This is a genomic window from Otoolea muris, from assembly GCF_943193115.1.
GTDB lineage: Bacteria > Bacillota > Clostridia > Lachnospirales > Lachnospiraceae > Otoolea > Otoolea muris.
Genome location: NZ_CALPCY010000002.1, coordinates 101,782 through 115,502, shown reverse-complemented (window position 1 = coordinate 115,502; position 13,721 = coordinate 101,782). Strand labels below are relative to the sequence as shown.

General features: G+C 52.9%; 15 protein-coding genes. 13 read left to right on the top strand and 2 right to left on the bottom strand.

Features of this window, described 5'->3' with window-relative positions:
* Positions 1-7: 7 nt before the first annotated feature.
* The 5 genes from NFS31_RS02315 (at position 8) to NFS31_RS02295 (ending at position 4,262) form a co-directional block, all read left to right on the top strand.
* Entirely contained in the window at positions 8-1,234 is a 1,227-nt protein-coding gene (locus tag NFS31_RS02315; protein WP_160225731.1) for an NRAMP family divalent metal transporter, read from the top strand.
* 17 nt (positions 1,235-1,251) lie between these two features.
* Positions 1,252-1,980, top strand: coding sequence for a 5-oxoprolinase subunit PxpB (pxpB, locus tag NFS31_RS02310; RefSeq protein ID WP_251491179.1), 729 nt, complete (start codon positions 1,252-1,254; stop codon positions 1,978-1,980).
* A gap of 2 nt (positions 1,981-1,982) precedes the next feature.
* Positions 1,983-3,080, top strand: a complete 1,098-nt coding sequence (locus tag NFS31_RS02305; protein WP_251491175.1) for a 5-oxoprolinase subunit C family protein — start codon at positions 1,983-1,985, stop codon at positions 3,078-3,080.
* 106 nt (positions 3,081-3,186) lie between these two features.
* Complete coding sequence (locus tag NFS31_RS02300) at positions 3,187-3,993, top strand: putative hydro-lyase (protein WP_251491173.1); 807 nt, start codon at positions 3,187-3,189, stop codon at positions 3,991-3,993.
* An 89-nt stretch (positions 3,994-4,082) separates the two neighbouring features.
* Positions 4,083-4,262, top strand: a complete 180-nt coding sequence (locus NFS31_RS02295; RefSeq protein ID WP_251491170.1) for a hypothetical protein — start codon at positions 4,083-4,085, stop codon at positions 4,260-4,262.
* Between the two features lie 316 nt (positions 4,263-4,578).
* On the opposite strand, the gene NFS31_RS02290 is transcribed toward NFS31_RS02295, so the two are convergent.
* Positions 4,579-5,658 carry a hypothetical protein gene (locus NFS31_RS02290; protein ID WP_251491168.1) on the bottom strand — a complete coding sequence of 360 codons (1,080 nt, stop codon included), beginning with the start codon at positions 5,656-5,658 and terminating at the stop codon, positions 4,579-4,581.
* 627 nt (positions 5,659-6,285) lie between these two features.
* Here NFS31_RS02290 and NFS31_RS27345 point away from each other — a divergent pair.
* The 8 genes from NFS31_RS27345 (at position 6,286) to NFS31_RS02250 (ending at position 13,069) form a co-directional block, all read left to right on the top strand.
* Positions 6,286-6,402 (top strand): hypothetical protein, encoded by a 117-nt coding sequence (locus NFS31_RS27345; protein ID WP_334303039.1) that lies wholly within the window; start codon positions 6,286-6,288, stop codon positions 6,400-6,402.
* Positions 6,386-6,874 carry a deoxycytidylate deaminase gene (locus NFS31_RS02280; RefSeq protein WP_251491165.1) on the top strand — a complete coding sequence of 163 codons (489 nt, stop codon included), beginning with the start codon at positions 6,386-6,388 and terminating at the stop codon, positions 6,872-6,874. The genes NFS31_RS27345 and NFS31_RS02280 overlap by 17 nt, the downstream gene beginning before the upstream one ends.
* Before the next feature lie 276 nt (positions 6,875-7,150).
* On the top strand, positions 7,151-7,804 hold the full coding sequence (srtB, locus tag NFS31_RS02275; protein WP_251491162.1) for a class B sortase: 654 nt from the start codon (positions 7,151-7,153) through the stop codon (positions 7,802-7,804).
* 360 nt (positions 7,805-8,164) lie between these two features.
* A complete protein-coding gene (gene rfbA, locus NFS31_RS02270) occupies positions 8,165-9,058 on the top strand; it encodes a glucose-1-phosphate thymidylyltransferase RfbA (RefSeq protein ID WP_251491159.1) in 894 nt (297 codons plus the stop codon).
* Between the two features lie 73 nt (positions 9,059-9,131).
* Positions 9,132-10,157 carry a dTDP-glucose 4,6-dehydratase gene (gene rfbB / locus NFS31_RS02265; protein WP_251491156.1) on the top strand — a complete coding sequence of 342 codons (1,026 nt, stop codon included), beginning with the start codon at positions 9,132-9,134 and terminating at the stop codon, positions 10,155-10,157.
* The gene (rfbD, locus tag NFS31_RS02260; RefSeq protein WP_251491153.1) at positions 10,154-11,023 is read left to right on the top strand and encodes a dTDP-4-dehydrorhamnose reductase; all 870 of its coding nucleotides are present in this window, start codon (positions 10,154-10,156) and stop codon (positions 11,021-11,023) included. Before rfbB ends, rfbD begins: the two co-directional genes overlap by 4 nt.
* A 122-nt stretch (positions 11,024-11,145) precedes the next feature.
* Positions 11,146-12,498: a phosphoglucosamine mutase gene (gene glmM, locus NFS31_RS02255; protein WP_251491151.1), complete on the top strand. Its 1,353-nt coding sequence runs from the start codon at positions 11,146-11,148 to the stop codon at positions 12,496-12,498.
* 67 nt (positions 12,499-12,565) lie between these two features.
* Complete coding sequence (locus NFS31_RS02250; protein WP_251491149.1) at positions 12,566-13,069, top strand: GreA/GreB family elongation factor; 504 nt, start codon at positions 12,566-12,568, stop codon at positions 13,067-13,069.
* On the opposite strand, the gene NFS31_RS02245 is transcribed toward NFS31_RS02250, so the two are convergent.
* Entirely contained in the window at positions 12,984-13,718 is a 735-nt protein-coding gene (locus NFS31_RS02245) for a flavodoxin (RefSeq protein WP_251491148.1), read from the bottom strand. The two genes, NFS31_RS02250 and NFS31_RS02245, sit on opposite strands and share 86 nt — an antisense overlap.
* Positions 13,719-13,721 lie beyond the last annotated feature (3 nt).

The window sequence follows — 13,721 nt, the reverse complement described above, 5'->3', positions numbered from 1 at the left end:
TATCGTTATGTCAGAAAAGAAAAAAAGCTCTTCAAATAATATGACCGCGCTCTTTGGAGCGGCGTTCCTGATGGCGACATCCGCCATCGGCCCCGGGTTCTTAACCCAGACAGCCACCTTCACGGGGCAGTACGGCGCAATCTTTGCAATGGTTATCGTGTGTACCATTCTTCTGGATGTCACGACGCAGCTCAATATATGGTCCATTATCGGCGTGTCCGGCATGCGCGGACAGGATATTGCCAATAAAGTGCTTCCGGGACTGGGATATTTCATCGCATTCCTGGTATCCCTCGGCGGCCTGGTATTTAATATCGGAAATGTCGGCGGCGCGGCCACGGGGCTGAATGTAATGTTTGGACTTCCCTTAAAGGCCGGCACCATCATCGGCGGCGCAATCGGTATTCTCATTTTCTTATCCAAGGATGCAAAAAACGGCATGGATAAGATGACAAAATACCTGGGAAGTATTATGATAGTGGTGGTGCTGTTTGTGGCCTTCCGCTCCAAGCCGCCGGTCGGCGAGGCGGTGGTCAGCCTCTTTAAGTTCAGCGAGGCGCCGGGGCTCGTATTCCCGATGATTACGCTCCTTGGCGGAAGCTGCGGCGGCTATATCACCTTCTCCGGCGCGCACCGTCTTCTGGACGCGGGCTATTCGGGAAAGAAGGATCTTCCGAAGGTGCGCCAGTCTGTATTGATGGGAATCGGCGTGTCCGGAACCATGAGGATCCTGCTGTTTTTAGCCGTATTAGGCGTTGTCACAGCCATGCCGCAGATTGTCGGCAGCCCGGAATGGGTGGCCAGCCCGCCGGCGGCAGCCTTTAAGGGCGGAGCAGGGAATATCGGCTACTTCATTTTCGGAATGGTTATATTCTTTGCCGCCTGCACCTCCATTATCGGCGCAGCATATACCTCGGTTTCCTTCTTAAAGACGCTGCATCCGTTTATCATGGAGAATGAGAAGTGGTTCGTGATCGGGTTTATCGCTGTATCGACGATTATTATGACACTGCTTGGACAGCCGGCCACGCTTCTGGTGCTGGCAGGCTCTGTAAACGGCCTGATCCTGCCTTTGACGCTGCTGGTAATCCTTCTGGCGAGCAGAAGAAAGGATATTGTGGGCGAGGACTATAAGCATCCGACGGTTTTGATTGTGCTGGGCTTATGCGTGGTGCTTCTGACCGGCTACTCGGGAATCAAGGCGGTTCCCAACATTTTAACTATTTTTGGGTAGGACAGTGGAGGAAAAATATGAGCGAAGTAAGATACCTTGTATCAGGCGACTGCTCGGTGTGCGTGGAATTCGGCAATGCGATCAGCCCGGAGATCAATACCAGGATCAGGGCGTTTAAGATTGCGGTGGAGCAAAGCGCGATCGACGGGATCGTGGAGACGGTTCCCACGTACCGCTCGCTGCTTGTGCATTATAAGCCGGAAATCATCGGCTTTAAGGCGCTCACGGAAAAATTTGAAAGCCTGATGAGCTCTCTTTCAAGCATTCAGATTCCGCCGCCGACCGTGATCGAGATCCCGGTTCTGTACGGCGGGGAGATGGGGCCGGATATTGAAAATGTGGCATCCCACAATCATAAGACCGTGGAAGAGGTCATCCGGATCCACACATCCGAGGATTATCTGATCTATATGCTGGGCTTTATAGCCGGCTTCCCCTATTTGGGCGGCATGAGCAAGGAGATCGCGACTCCGAGGCTGAAAAGCCCGAGAGTCCGGATCGACGGGGGATCCGTGGGCATTGCCGGAGAACAGACAGGAATTTATCCGGTAGATTCCCCGGGAGGATGGCAGTTGATCGGAAGAACGCCCTTAAAGCTTTATGATGCGGACCGGGAAAAGCCGGTTCTCTTAGAGGCGGGCCAGTACATCCGCTTTAAGTCCGTGACGCAGGCCGAGTACGACCGGATTGAGCGCGAAGTCGCAGAGAAGACGTACCAATATGTCGTTTACGATAAGGAGGTGTAGGGATGGGCATTCAATTTGCAAACGGCGGTTTCCTGACAACGGTTCAGGATATGGGGCGCATCGGCTTTCAGGAAGCGGGCATGTCCGTATCCGGCGTGATGGATCAGCGCTCCGCCGCGCTGGCGAACATCCTTGTGGGCAACGATGAAAACGAGGCAGTTATCGAAGTAACCCTCATGGGGCCCATGATCTCCTTTACGGAGGACAATATCATCGCAGTAACCGGCGGGAATCTGGGACCGAAGCTGAACGGAAAAGACCTGCCGATGTACCAGGCTGTTCTGGCCCATAAGGGCGACAGCTTAAGCTTTACGGGCATGGTAAGCGGAAGCCGGGCGTACATTGCCTTTGCCGGAGGGCTCGATATCCCGCTCGTGATGGGCAGCAAGTCCACGAATCTGAAGTCAAAGGTGGGCGGCTATCAGGGGAGAAAGCTCGGGAGCGGCGACGAGATCGGCTTTAGCGCGCCGAAGACGGTTCTTCCGAATATGCGGCAGAGAACGCTTGTTCCGGAGGAATTCGTATCCGGGGAACAGACCATCCGCGTCGTGATGGGCCCCCAGGACGACTGCTTTACGGACAAGGGTATCCGGACCTTTTTAAGCGCCTCCTATGCCTTTACAAACGAATCAGACCGCATGGGCTGCCGTCTCGAGGGCGAGGTGATTGAACACAAAAACGGCGGGGACATCATCACAGACGGGATCGCATTCGGCGCGATTCAGGTGCCGTCCCACGGGCAGCCGATCATCATGATGGCCGATCATCAGACCACGGGCGGCTACACCAAGATCGCGGCCGTTATTTCCGTGGATCTGCCGAAGATCGCCCAGTCGAGGCCGGGATATAAAGTAAAATTTGAGCGTGTTTCCATCGAAGAGGCGCAGAGGCTTTATGTAGAACAGGCAGCGAACTATAAAGCTCTTAAGGAACGCTTTGAGAAAGCGCCCGAGCCATGTAAAGAGCTTGACGCGGCGATCCATACGGCGGTCGCGCATGAGGCGGGCAAATACTGGAGCCGCGCCGGAAAATATAAGGTTGTGGTTGACGGGAGCGAGTTTATTGTGGAGCTCGAGGAGGAGACCGTCGGCTTAAGGTAGGCGGAGAGGGCCAGTACGGCGCTGCATTAATTCGCGAGTGCTGTTTACTCACGGATTAATGCAATGCTGTACCGGAGCGCGAACCGTAAAAAAGGAGGAAGTACGGATGAAGGATTACAGCAAGACCGCTCCGGAGGAGATATGGAAGCTCATCCGCTCCGGAGAGATTGATTATCCGACTGCCGGCATGTGCGCCGGCTATGCGCAGGCGAACCTGGTGATTCTGCCGAAACGGTACGCGGAGGATTTTAAGGAATTTGCCAGGAAAAACCCCAAACCCTGCCCGATTCTGGAGGTAGTGGAGGGGACGCCGGATATCCATGATATGGGAGAGGGCGCGAACATTGTAACCGATATACCCAGGTATTTTGTATACAGAAACGGAATCCGGACAGAGGAGGTTACAGACGCATCCGCGCTCTGGCAGGAGGATTTTGTCGCTTTCCTGATTGGCTGCAGCTTTTCCTTTGAGGAAGCGCTGATGCGCGGGGGGATCGAGGTGCGCCATATAGCGCTGGGGTGCAATGTGCCCATGTACAAGACGAATATCGCCTGCGAGAAGGCGGGCGTCTTTGAGGGGCCGCTGGTAGTCAGCATGCGGCCCATGACGCCGGAGAATGCGAAAAAGGCGAAGGAGATCACGGAGCGGTATCCAAATGTACACGGCGGGCCGGTGCAGATCGGCGATCCGGAGGCGATCGGAATCCGGGATATCAAAAGGCCGGATTACGGCGACAGCGTGGAGATCCGCGAGGGCGAGATCCCGGTATTCTGGGCCTGCGGGGTAACGCCGCAGGCGGCGATAGAGAATGCAAAGCTTCCGCTGGTTGTGACGCACGCGCCGGGGCATATGTTTATCACAAATGTTCTCAATACGGAGCTGAATGATTTTCTGGAGGCGAAGAAGAGGTAGAAACAAGATAGAGACAGGGGGCGCTGCCGGGGGATGCTGATGCCTGAAAAGGAGCGGACGGCGGCGGCCCGGGCATGAGACGGGCCTTTATGTTTTATTTTGATGATAGAGACAGGAAGGCAAAAAAGTTCATTACAAGCGGCATGGAAAAGGGGAGAGGCTCCGGGGAACGGGGCGCTCTCCTTTTTCGCGGGTTGTGTGTGATGGGGGATGAAAAGGCCGCCTGTGGCAGCTTCTATATCCATAAGGAATCCCGCTCGTTAATGTGATGGTAAAAGCTGGTAAGCGTTCAGTCCTGGCATTATAACATTGTTTCCGCGCTTTCATCGTAATCACGGGGCGCATAGACGCCTCCATAAAAAATATCCGTAAGCAGCACCTGTCAGGAGCCAGGCTGCTTATAGTGGTGTAGTTCAATATATCCATAGAATTTGTGAGCTTTGACAACATGGATTCTATCTCCAAGATCTCATCTTTCTCCATCCCCTCATAGAATCCCCTGTCATATAAGCACTTACTGAAAGCAGGCCATTGCTGTCCGCTATAGTTTAAGTAACCGTTCAGACAGCCTGAACAGCTATCAGTTTACCGGTTCATTAAAAGCGACCAGTAACCTTTCATGCGATCAAATGTCACATCCGCCTGCTCTGACACAGCCTGCCGGACACTCTCGCTGTCACTGTTGTCGGAAGTATAGTCCACAAGCGCATTCTCCAGCTTTTTCCACATATCATCCCACCCGGAAGCTCCCTGTTTTAACTGTTCAAACAGGATGGAGATATCCTTTTTATACTGGTTTTCCTCTTCGGTGGCATGGGAGACGCCGCCTAAATGGCTGTGTGCATTTAAGCGTTCGGAATACTGTTCAATTGCATTCTGGCTGCTCTTATTGAAAACGGCAGAGTCTGGATATTTGCCGCTGTGTATATTGCTGATCGCCTTCTGCATCTTTTCAGCCGGGGACTGATATCCTTTTAATATCTCCGCGTTGTGGGAATAATACTTGTCAACCAGCCCGTTAAACTCATCCCGCAATGCTTCATCGGCAATGTGTGTTTCGCCGAAATATTTCAGCGCAGCGGCGGATGATTCCAGATCCATGGTCAGCGCTCCGCTGGTTTCATTAAACAGATCAAATCCGGAGGTATTGATTTTGCCCGGCTCATTGCCGGCGTAAATGTTGAGTCCGGTATGATACAGACTGCTGCTCACCCCGTCCATGCCGCAGGTCAGTTTATCGAGAAGTGTTTCAACTGCGATCACCTCTTCATCGGACATGGCGTCGTAAAAGCCATTGCTGTGGAGACGCCCGCTGAATACCAGCCACTGGTTCCCGGTATTGCTCCAGAACGGATCGTCCGGGTCAGTCTGCTGCAGCTTTTCCTGGAGCTTCGCATTGTCCGTATACATTTTTTCTACCAATGCGCTGGATTTTTGCATATTATCCTTAACCGCATCGCTGCATAAAAAAGCTTTTCCTTCCTCTGAAATGGATACGGAATCCTGTTTATTCCCGGAGGATTTTATCTGTTTCCATGCTTCGGTTACCTGATTTGTAATTTCCTTTTCCCTGTCCTCACTGATTGGAAGCCGGGAACCGGGGGTTCTGCCAGCCATGCGTTCCGCATATGCGCCCATAAAAAGATTGCATCCGCCAATTGTCATTTCATCTTCTCCTTCCTTATTGACTGTTTTTCTTTCGTGTTATGAATTGATTTTATATGTACAGCCCCGTGCAGCGAAAGTATGACGCTAATATGGCGCGCGGCAGCCAGGGAAATTTTCCCTGCTTAATGAATATATCGGATGTTTTTGTGAGAAAGTAAGGAACTGTTAAGAAATAACTTTTCAATAGTGCGCAGGATTTTTCTTCGAGAGTGCTGCTCAAAAATCAGGCGCATAGTGGGCTATGTAACTGATTTTTGAGCAGCACTATCGGAGAAAAAGACAAGCAATATGAAAAGTTATTTCTTGACAGTTCCTAAGTTTGTACCGGGCTGCAGCGGATGCGGAGGAAGGGTAGTGAATATTTAGAATATGGCTTGCAAAAGATATATTTATTTAGTAAACTTGAAGCAGATGAGTCCATATGAATGCAGTTGATTTTGCCGGAAAATGAGGAGCGTACAGACATGGGAATCTACTGAAATCCTGGAAATGAGCAGTTTGCAGTTTCTGTCAATTCTGAATTATATGTGAATAAGACAGAATTTTATAAAATATGCGAACAGCCGTATTGGAAAAGACAGACCGCTTATCTGTTCGAGCAGGCCAAGAAGATTTGGAAAAACAATGGCTGTAACCATGCCTGCGGCATATTACAGCAAAGGATGCCATTCTGAGGAATTATTTGCCGGACTTAAGATAAACCGGCATGAGGAGGAAAAAAGGTATGGAACGACGCGATAAAGTAAATTATTATCTCGATCTGGCGGAGATGGTGTCGCAGCGCAGCACCTGTCTGCGCAAGCATTACGGAAGTGTGATTGTAAATAATGACGAAGTGATTTCCACAGGCTATGTCGGATCCCCCAGGGGCAGGAAGAATTGTACGGATATCGGCCGCTGCATCAGGGAAGAGTTAAAAGTGCCCAGAGGAGAGCGCTACGAGCTGTGCCGCAGCGTCCACGCAGAGGCAAACGCCATCATCAGCGCCTCCAGGGAGCGGATGATAGGTGCCTCGCTATACCTCACAGGGATTGACGCCCGCACCGGGGACTATGTGGAGTCCTCATGCAGCTGCTCCATGTGCAAGCGGATGATTATAAACGCCGGGATTGAACGCGTCTATATCCGCGACAATAAGAACGATTACAGGGTGATTGAGGTAAAGGACTGGATCGAACAGGACGAGTCGCTGGAGGGAAGATTCGGCTACTAAAGAACAAAGATGCGAAGCTGTACGGAATATGAGCCTGCAATGGCTTGAATTTGTGACAGCTCAGACAGCATGAATAATGACAGAGATTTCATTAAGGAGGACACATATACGCGATCACATAAAAAAAGAGGAACTGCCAGGGACAGTCACAAACGCAGCCGCGCAGCAGGACCCGCCATTTTAGCGTCGCTTGCGTTTCTGGCTCTGTCCCAGTTCCTTTATTCCTCCGCCCATTCCCCTGACCGGAGACCGGCCGGGCGCCAGTGGGAAAACAGGGTGAAAGGGGGAGACCGGCAGCGGGAAACGGCGGCAGGAGACGGGGAACGCCGGCAGAGAGCACAGGGGATGAGGCAGGAAGGAGAATCAGAAAAATACGAGCCGCCAATTGATTTCACCGCCCTGCGCCAAATCAACCCGGAGACAATCGCCTGGCTGACGATTCCGGGAACGGAGATTGACTATCCGATCGTACAGACCGACAATAATGACACGTATTTGACAACAGGCTTCGACAAAAACGCGAGCGCGTCGGGCGCGATTTACCTGGACTGCGACAGCGACGGTGCGCTGACAGGGAAGCATTCTATTTTCTATGGACATCACATGAGAGACGGAAGCATGTTCGCAGAGCTGGTAAAATTCAAAAAAGAGGACTTTTTTAACAGCCACAGGGAGATTATCCTCTATACGCCGCAGAGGGAGCTGCGCCTGCGCACGGTGGCAGCCCTGTACGGGAATGCGGACGGGGAAAAAAGGAGAACCGAGTTCCCTTCAGAGGAAGGGTTTCGGCAGTACATAGATGAAATGACGAAAAACTGCGCCTTTCGGGAGCTTCCCGTGAACGCCCCCCAAAGGCTATATTCGTTTGTAACCTGCAGCTACGAGTTCCCGGACGCAAGAACCATTGTTTATGCGGTAGAGGAATACTGAAATTCATTGCCAATAACGCAGCCAGAGGCAGATTCGATATCCTTAAGGAACCCATAGAAAACCGCCGGCACTTAGCGGGGCTTTTCGATCTTAGTACCGCTGCGCTTTTTCTCCGGGCGGAAGCGGGGTTCCTTATGGATATCAAATCTGACACTGGCTGCCCTTTCACGGCAACTCACATCCCACATCCCCTTCGCTCCACCCCCCCTAAAATAAAAAACATTCCTCCAACTCTCCCTCCTGTAATAAAAATTTAATAATTTTCCCCCAGAACCAGTTTACAATCCTCTTTTCAATATGCTATAGTACGTGTAGCGCAACACCAGCAAATGATACAACAAAAATTACAAGGAGAAAACCATGAAGGGAATTGTTTTGGCGGGCGGTTCGGGAACGCGCCTGTATCCGCTGACAAAGGTAACGTCCAAGCAGCTTCTGCCTATTTATGATAAGCCGATGATCTACTACCCCCTGTCAGTTCTGATGAGCGCGGGGATCCGGGATATTCTGATTATTTCCACGCCGGATGACACGCCCCGGTTTGAGGAGCTGTTCGGGGACGGCCGCCAGTTTGGGATTCATTTAAGCTATGCCGTGCAGCCGAGCCCCGACGGGCTGGCGCAGGCATTTATTATCGGGGAAGACTTTATCGGAAGCGATTCGGTCGCCATGATTCTGGGCGACAATATCTTCCAGGGCCAGGGACTGAAAAAGCGCCTTTTAAGGGCCGCGTCAAAGAAGAGCGGGGCCACGGTATTCGGCTACTATGTAGACGATCCGGAGCGCTTTGGCATCGTGGAATTTGACGATCAGGGCAAGGCGGTTTCGATCGAAGAAAAGCCCGCGCATCCTAAATCGAATTACTGTGTGACGGGCCTGTATTTTTACGATAACCGTGTGGTGGAATACGCAAAGAATTTAAAGCCGTCGGCGAGAGGCGAGCTGGAGATTACAGATTTGAACCGGATTTATCTGGAAAACGGGGAGCTGGACGTAATTCTTCTGGGGCAGGGCTTTACATGGCTGGATACCGGGACACACGAATCCCTTGTGGAGGCCACGAGCTTTGTGAAGACCGTGGAGACGCACCAGCACCGCAAGATTGCCTGCCTGGAGGAGATCGCCTATCTGAACGACTGGATCAGCCGGGAAGAGGTGCTGGCGGCGTATGAGGTGTATAAAAAGAACCAGTACGGCAAATATTTAAAGGATGTCCTGGACGGTAAATACGTGGACAGGCTGCATCAGGATTAGAAGCAGGGCGGCACGGCGCCGGCTCTAAGAGAGGCTGTCCGCCCGGCGCGGAAATGATAAAGGAGAAAGCAGGATGAAAATTATAGTAACAGGGGGAGCCGGATTTATTGGCGGCAACTTTGTGCATCACATGGTGAATAAATATCCGGATTATGAGATCGTGAACCTGGATCTCTTAACGTACGCGGGGAATTTAGAGACATTAAAGCCTGTGGAGGACAGGCCGAATTACCAGTTTGTGAGAGGGGACATCGCGGACCGGAAATTTGTGTTTGAGCTGTTTGAGAAAGAGCGGCCGGACATGATCGTCAATTTTGCGGCAGAGAGCCATGTGGATCGTTCCATTACGGATCCGGAAGCCTTTGTGCGCACCAATGTGATGGGAACTACAACGCTTTTAGACGCCTGCCGGGAGTATGGGATTCAGAGATACCATCAGGTATCGACGGACGAGGTGTACGGGGATCTGCCGCTGGATCGGCCGGATCTGTTCTTTACAGAGGAGACGCCGCTTCACACATCAAGCCCGTATTCGTCGTCAAAGGCCGCGGCGGATCTGTTTGTGCTGGCGTACCAGAGGACCTACGGGCTTCCTGTGACCATTTCAAGGTGCTCCAATAATTACGGGCCGTACCATTTCCCGGAGAAGCTGATCCCGCTGATGATCAGCCGGGCCCTGGCGGACGGCGAGCTTCCGGTTTACGGCGACGGGGCGAATGTGCGCGACTGGCTTCACGTATCGGATCACTGCGGGGCGATTGACTTAATTCTCCACAAAGGCCGCGTGGGCGAGATTTATAATGTGGGCGGCCACAACGAGAGGACGAACCTGGAGGTGGTGAAGACGATCCTGGCGGCTCTTGATAAGCCGGAAAGCCTGATCCGCTTTGTCAAGGATCGTCCGGGGCATGACCGCCGCTATGCCATTGATCCGACAAAAATTGAGAGCGAGCTTGGATGGAAGCCGATGTACAGCTTTGACACAGGCATCCGCCAGACAATCGAGTGGTATCTGGCAAATGAGAGCTGGTGGAAGCACATTATAAGCGGGGAATACAGCCGTTATTTTGAAAAAATGTATGGAGATCGATTAGAATGAAGGTATTTGTGACAGGAGCAAAGGGACAGCTTGGCCACGATGTGATGAACGAGCTGGCCAGGCGCGGGATCGAGGGGATCGGCGCGGATGTGGATGAGATGGACATAACGGATCCGGAAGCCTGCAGGCGCGTGATCGCAGAGGCCCGGCCAGGCGCCGTTATCCACTGCGCCGCATATACTGCAGTAGATGAAGCAGAGAGGCATCCAAAGCTCTGCATGAAGGTGAATGCAGAGGGGACGGGAAATATTGCGAAAGTCTGCCGCGAGCTGGATATTAAGATGATGTACATCAGTACAGATTATGTGTTTGACGGGCAGGGGACGCGCCCCTGGGAGCCGGACGACGCGCGCGATCCGCTGAATGTCTACGGCCAGGCAAAATATGAGGGCGAGCTGGCGATCGAGGAGCTGCTTGAGAAATATTTCATTGTCCGCATCGCCTGGGTATTTGGCGTAAACGGCAGGAATTTTATCAAAACCATGCTGCGCCTTGGAAAGGAGCGGGGCGCGGTGAGCGTGGTTGACGACCAGATCGGTTCCCCGACCTACACCTTTGACCTGGCGCGGCTTCTGGTGGATATGATTCAGACAGAGCAGTACGGGCGTTATCACGCCACCAATGAGGGGCTGTGCAGCTGGTATGAATTTGCGGCGGAGATCTTTAAGCAGGCGGGCATGGAACATGTTTCCGTGACGCCGGTCAGCACAGAGGCTTACACGGCCATGTACCCGGGCCAGGCCAGGCGGCCGATGAACAGCCGCATCAGCAAGGATAAGCTGGAGGAAAAGGGCTTTAAGCGGCTTCCGCCGTGGCAGGACGCCCTGAGGCGGTATTTAGAGGAAATAGCGGGAGAGAACAAATAACCTGGCATGCCGGCGCGTTGCGTTGATTTGGTGAAGCAGGAACGCATCGGTACATTAGCCTTTATGTGAACGATTGAATGATTTAAATTCAGGGAAATTTTAGCGAGGAGAGGATGGAACGGATGGGAAAATATTTTGGCACGGACGGCTTCCGCGGAGAAGCAAACGTGGATTTAACGGTGGAGCACGCGTATAAGGTAGGACGTTTCCTGGGCTGGTATTACGGGCAGAAGGCGGGGGATCACCGCTGCCGCGTCGTGATCGGCAAGGATACGAGACGAAGCAGCTATATGTTTGAGTATTCTCTGGTGTCCGGGCTGACCGCGTCCGGCGCGGACGTATATCTCCTGCATGTGACGACCACGCCCAGCGTATCGTATGTGGTGCGCACCGAGGGCTTTGAGTGCGGAATCATGATTTCCGCCAGCCATAACCCGTATTATGACAATGGCATCAAGGTCATCAATGAGCGGGGCGAAAAGCTGGAGGAAGAGGTGATCGAAAAGATTGAGAGCTATCTGGACGGCGAAATCGGGGAGATTCCGTTTGCAAAGCGGGATCACATCGGATGCACGGTGGATTTCTCAGCGGGCCGGAACCGCTACATCGGCTACCTGATTTCCATTGCCACCCGTTCCTTCAAAAATATGCGGGTCGGCCTGGACTGCGCGAACGGCAGCTCCTTTTCCATTGCCAAGAATGTATTTGACGCCCTGGGCGCGGAGACCTATGTGCTCAGCAACCAGCCCGACGGCCTGAATATCAATACGAACTGCGGATCCACCCATATCGGCAGGCTGATGCAGTTTGTAAAGGAAAAACGGCTTGACGTGGGCTTTGCGTATGACGGAGACGCGGATCGCTGCCTGGCCGTGGACGAGAAGGGCGAGCTGGTGGACGGCGACAAGATCATGTACATCTGCGGCAAATACATGAAGGAGCAGGGAACGCTGGTGAACAATACGATCGTCACCACCATTATGTCCAATTTCGGCCTCTACAAGGCGCTGGAGAGAGAGGGCATCGCCTATGAAAAGACCGCGGTCGGCGACAAATACGTGTATGAAAATATGGCCCAGAACGGCCATTGCCTGGGCGGAGAGCAGTCAGGGCACATCATTTTCAGCAAAAACGCCACCACAGGAGACGGGATCCTCACCTCTCTGAAGGTGATGGAAGTGATCCTGGAGAAGAAGCAGACGCTTGGAAAGCTGGCCTCTGAAATTGAGATTTACCCGCAGGTGCTTAAGAATGTAAAGGTAAAGAGCAAGGCTGAGGCCCAGGAGGATAAGGACGTTCAGGCCGAGGTTCAGAAGGTTGCGGACGCCCTCGGCGACACAGGCCGCATCCTGCTTCGCCAGAGCGGCACAGAGCCGGTGATACGCGTGATGGTAGAGGCCGAGACCGACGCCGTGTGCGAGAAATATGTGGATCAGGTGATTGACGTGATGAAGGCAAAGGGACATATTCTGTAATGCTTTTTGCGCCGCGGCGGAGGTATCTGCCGCGGCATGGCGTTTGGATATTTAATGGGGTGACAGGATGAGAGAACAGTTGACGCAGAGCGATATAAAGAAGATACAGGAAGAGATCGACCACCGTAAGCTGGTAGTGCGCAGGGAAGCCATCGAGGCCGTCAAGGAGGCCCGGGCGCAGGGGGACTTAAGCGAAAATTTTGAATACTACGCCGCAAAAAAGGACAAGAACCGCAATGAGAGCCGGATCCGTTATCTGGAAAACATGTTAAAGCACGCCAGAGTGGTATCGGACGAGTCCGCGCCGGACGAGATCGGCCTCAACGACACGGTGACTCTCTACTTTGAGGACGAGGAGGAGGAGGAAACCTACCGCCTTGTCACCAGCATCCGGGGAAACTCTCTGAAAGGGCTGATCAGTATCGAATCGCCTCTTGGAAAGGCGATTAAGGGACACCGCGCCGGGGATCGCGTCCAGGTCCGGATCAGCGATAAGGCCGGGTATACGGTGGTGATAAAAACGATTGAAAAAACGGGCGAAGATGAAAATGACCGCATCCGGAGCTATTAAACTGCTCCCGGCCGCAGAATTCCGTCAGCCCGTTTCCAACCGATGCCCCGCGGCTCTGTCCAAGGCTGCGGATGTCCGGTATGCTTTCTTCAATGCTGCTGCCTCCGCTGGTGCAGAAGGGAAGCACTGTCTTTCCGTTCAGATCATAGGATTCAAGGAACGTATCAACTGCCATAGGCGCTGTATGCCACCGTATCGGGTAGCCCAGCAGGATCACATCGTAGTTTTCCATATGTTCTACGCGGGAGGACAGCTCCGGCCTGGCGTTTTGATCCAATTCCCTGCAGGCCCGGTCAACGGCGCTCTGGTAGCTTGAAGGGTACGGATTGGTTACCGTGATCTCAAACAGATCGCCTCCGGCTGCCGCCTGGATCTCCTTTGCGGTTTCCTGTGTCGTACCGGTATGAGAGAAATACGCGATCAGGATCCGCTTTCCATCCGTGTTCGCCTGCGGTGTCTGCGCCATTGTTCCGGCGTATCCGGCAGGCACTGCCATTGTCTGCGCCGCGCCGTTTACAGCCCATGCCCCATCTGTGTTTACGGTATAACCGTCTGGTGTGGCCGTATCCGCATACATCCATCCCTCTCTGTCAAACGCATAGCATTCTGCAATGCCGTCTTCGTTTCCGTCCAGCCACTGCCATTCCACTTC

What these genes read in the sequence shown, in the direction of transcription:
- pxpB (WP_251491179.1), top strand. Translation starts at nt 1,252, where the DNA reads ATGAGCGAAGTAAGATACCTTGTATCAGGCGACTGCTCGGTGTGCGTG.
- NFS31_RS02295 (WP_251491170.1), top strand. Translation starts at nt 4,083, where the DNA reads ATGTTTTATTTTGATGATAGAGACAGGAAGGCAAAAAAGTTCATTACA.
- NFS31_RS02305 (WP_251491175.1), top strand. Translation starts at nt 1,983, where the DNA reads ATGGGCATTCAATTTGCAAACGGCGGTTTCCTGACAACGGTTCAGGAT.
- NFS31_RS02290 (WP_251491168.1), bottom strand. Translation starts at nt 5,658, where the DNA reads ATGACAATTGGCGGATGCAATCTTTTTATGGGCGCATATGCGGAACGC.
- NFS31_RS27345 (WP_334303039.1), top strand. Translation starts at nt 6,286, where the DNA reads ATGGCTGTAACCATGCCTGCGGCATATTACAGCAAAGGATGCCATTCT.
- glmM (WP_251491151.1), top strand. Translation starts at nt 11,146, where the DNA reads ATGGGAAAATATTTTGGCACGGACGGCTTCCGCGGAGAAGCAAACGTG.
- NFS31_RS02315 (WP_160225731.1), top strand. Translation starts at nt 8, where the DNA reads ATGTCAGAAAAGAAAAAAAGCTCTTCAAATAATATGACCGCGCTCTTT.
- NFS31_RS02300 (WP_251491173.1), top strand. Translation starts at nt 3,187, where the DNA reads ATGAAGGATTACAGCAAGACCGCTCCGGAGGAGATATGGAAGCTCATC.
- rfbB (WP_251491156.1), top strand. Translation starts at nt 9,132, where the DNA reads ATGAAAATTATAGTAACAGGGGGAGCCGGATTTATTGGCGGCAACTTT.
- rfbD (WP_251491153.1), top strand. Translation starts at nt 10,154, where the DNA reads ATGAAGGTATTTGTGACAGGAGCAAAGGGACAGCTTGGCCACGATGTG.
- NFS31_RS02280 (WP_251491165.1), top strand. Translation starts at nt 6,386, where the DNA reads ATGGAACGACGCGATAAAGTAAATTATTATCTCGATCTGGCGGAGATG.
- NFS31_RS02250 (WP_251491149.1), top strand. Translation starts at nt 12,566, where the DNA reads ATGAGAGAACAGTTGACGCAGAGCGATATAAAGAAGATACAGGAAGAG.
- rfbA (WP_251491159.1), top strand. Translation starts at nt 8,165, where the DNA reads ATGAAGGGAATTGTTTTGGCGGGCGGTTCGGGAACGCGCCTGTATCCG.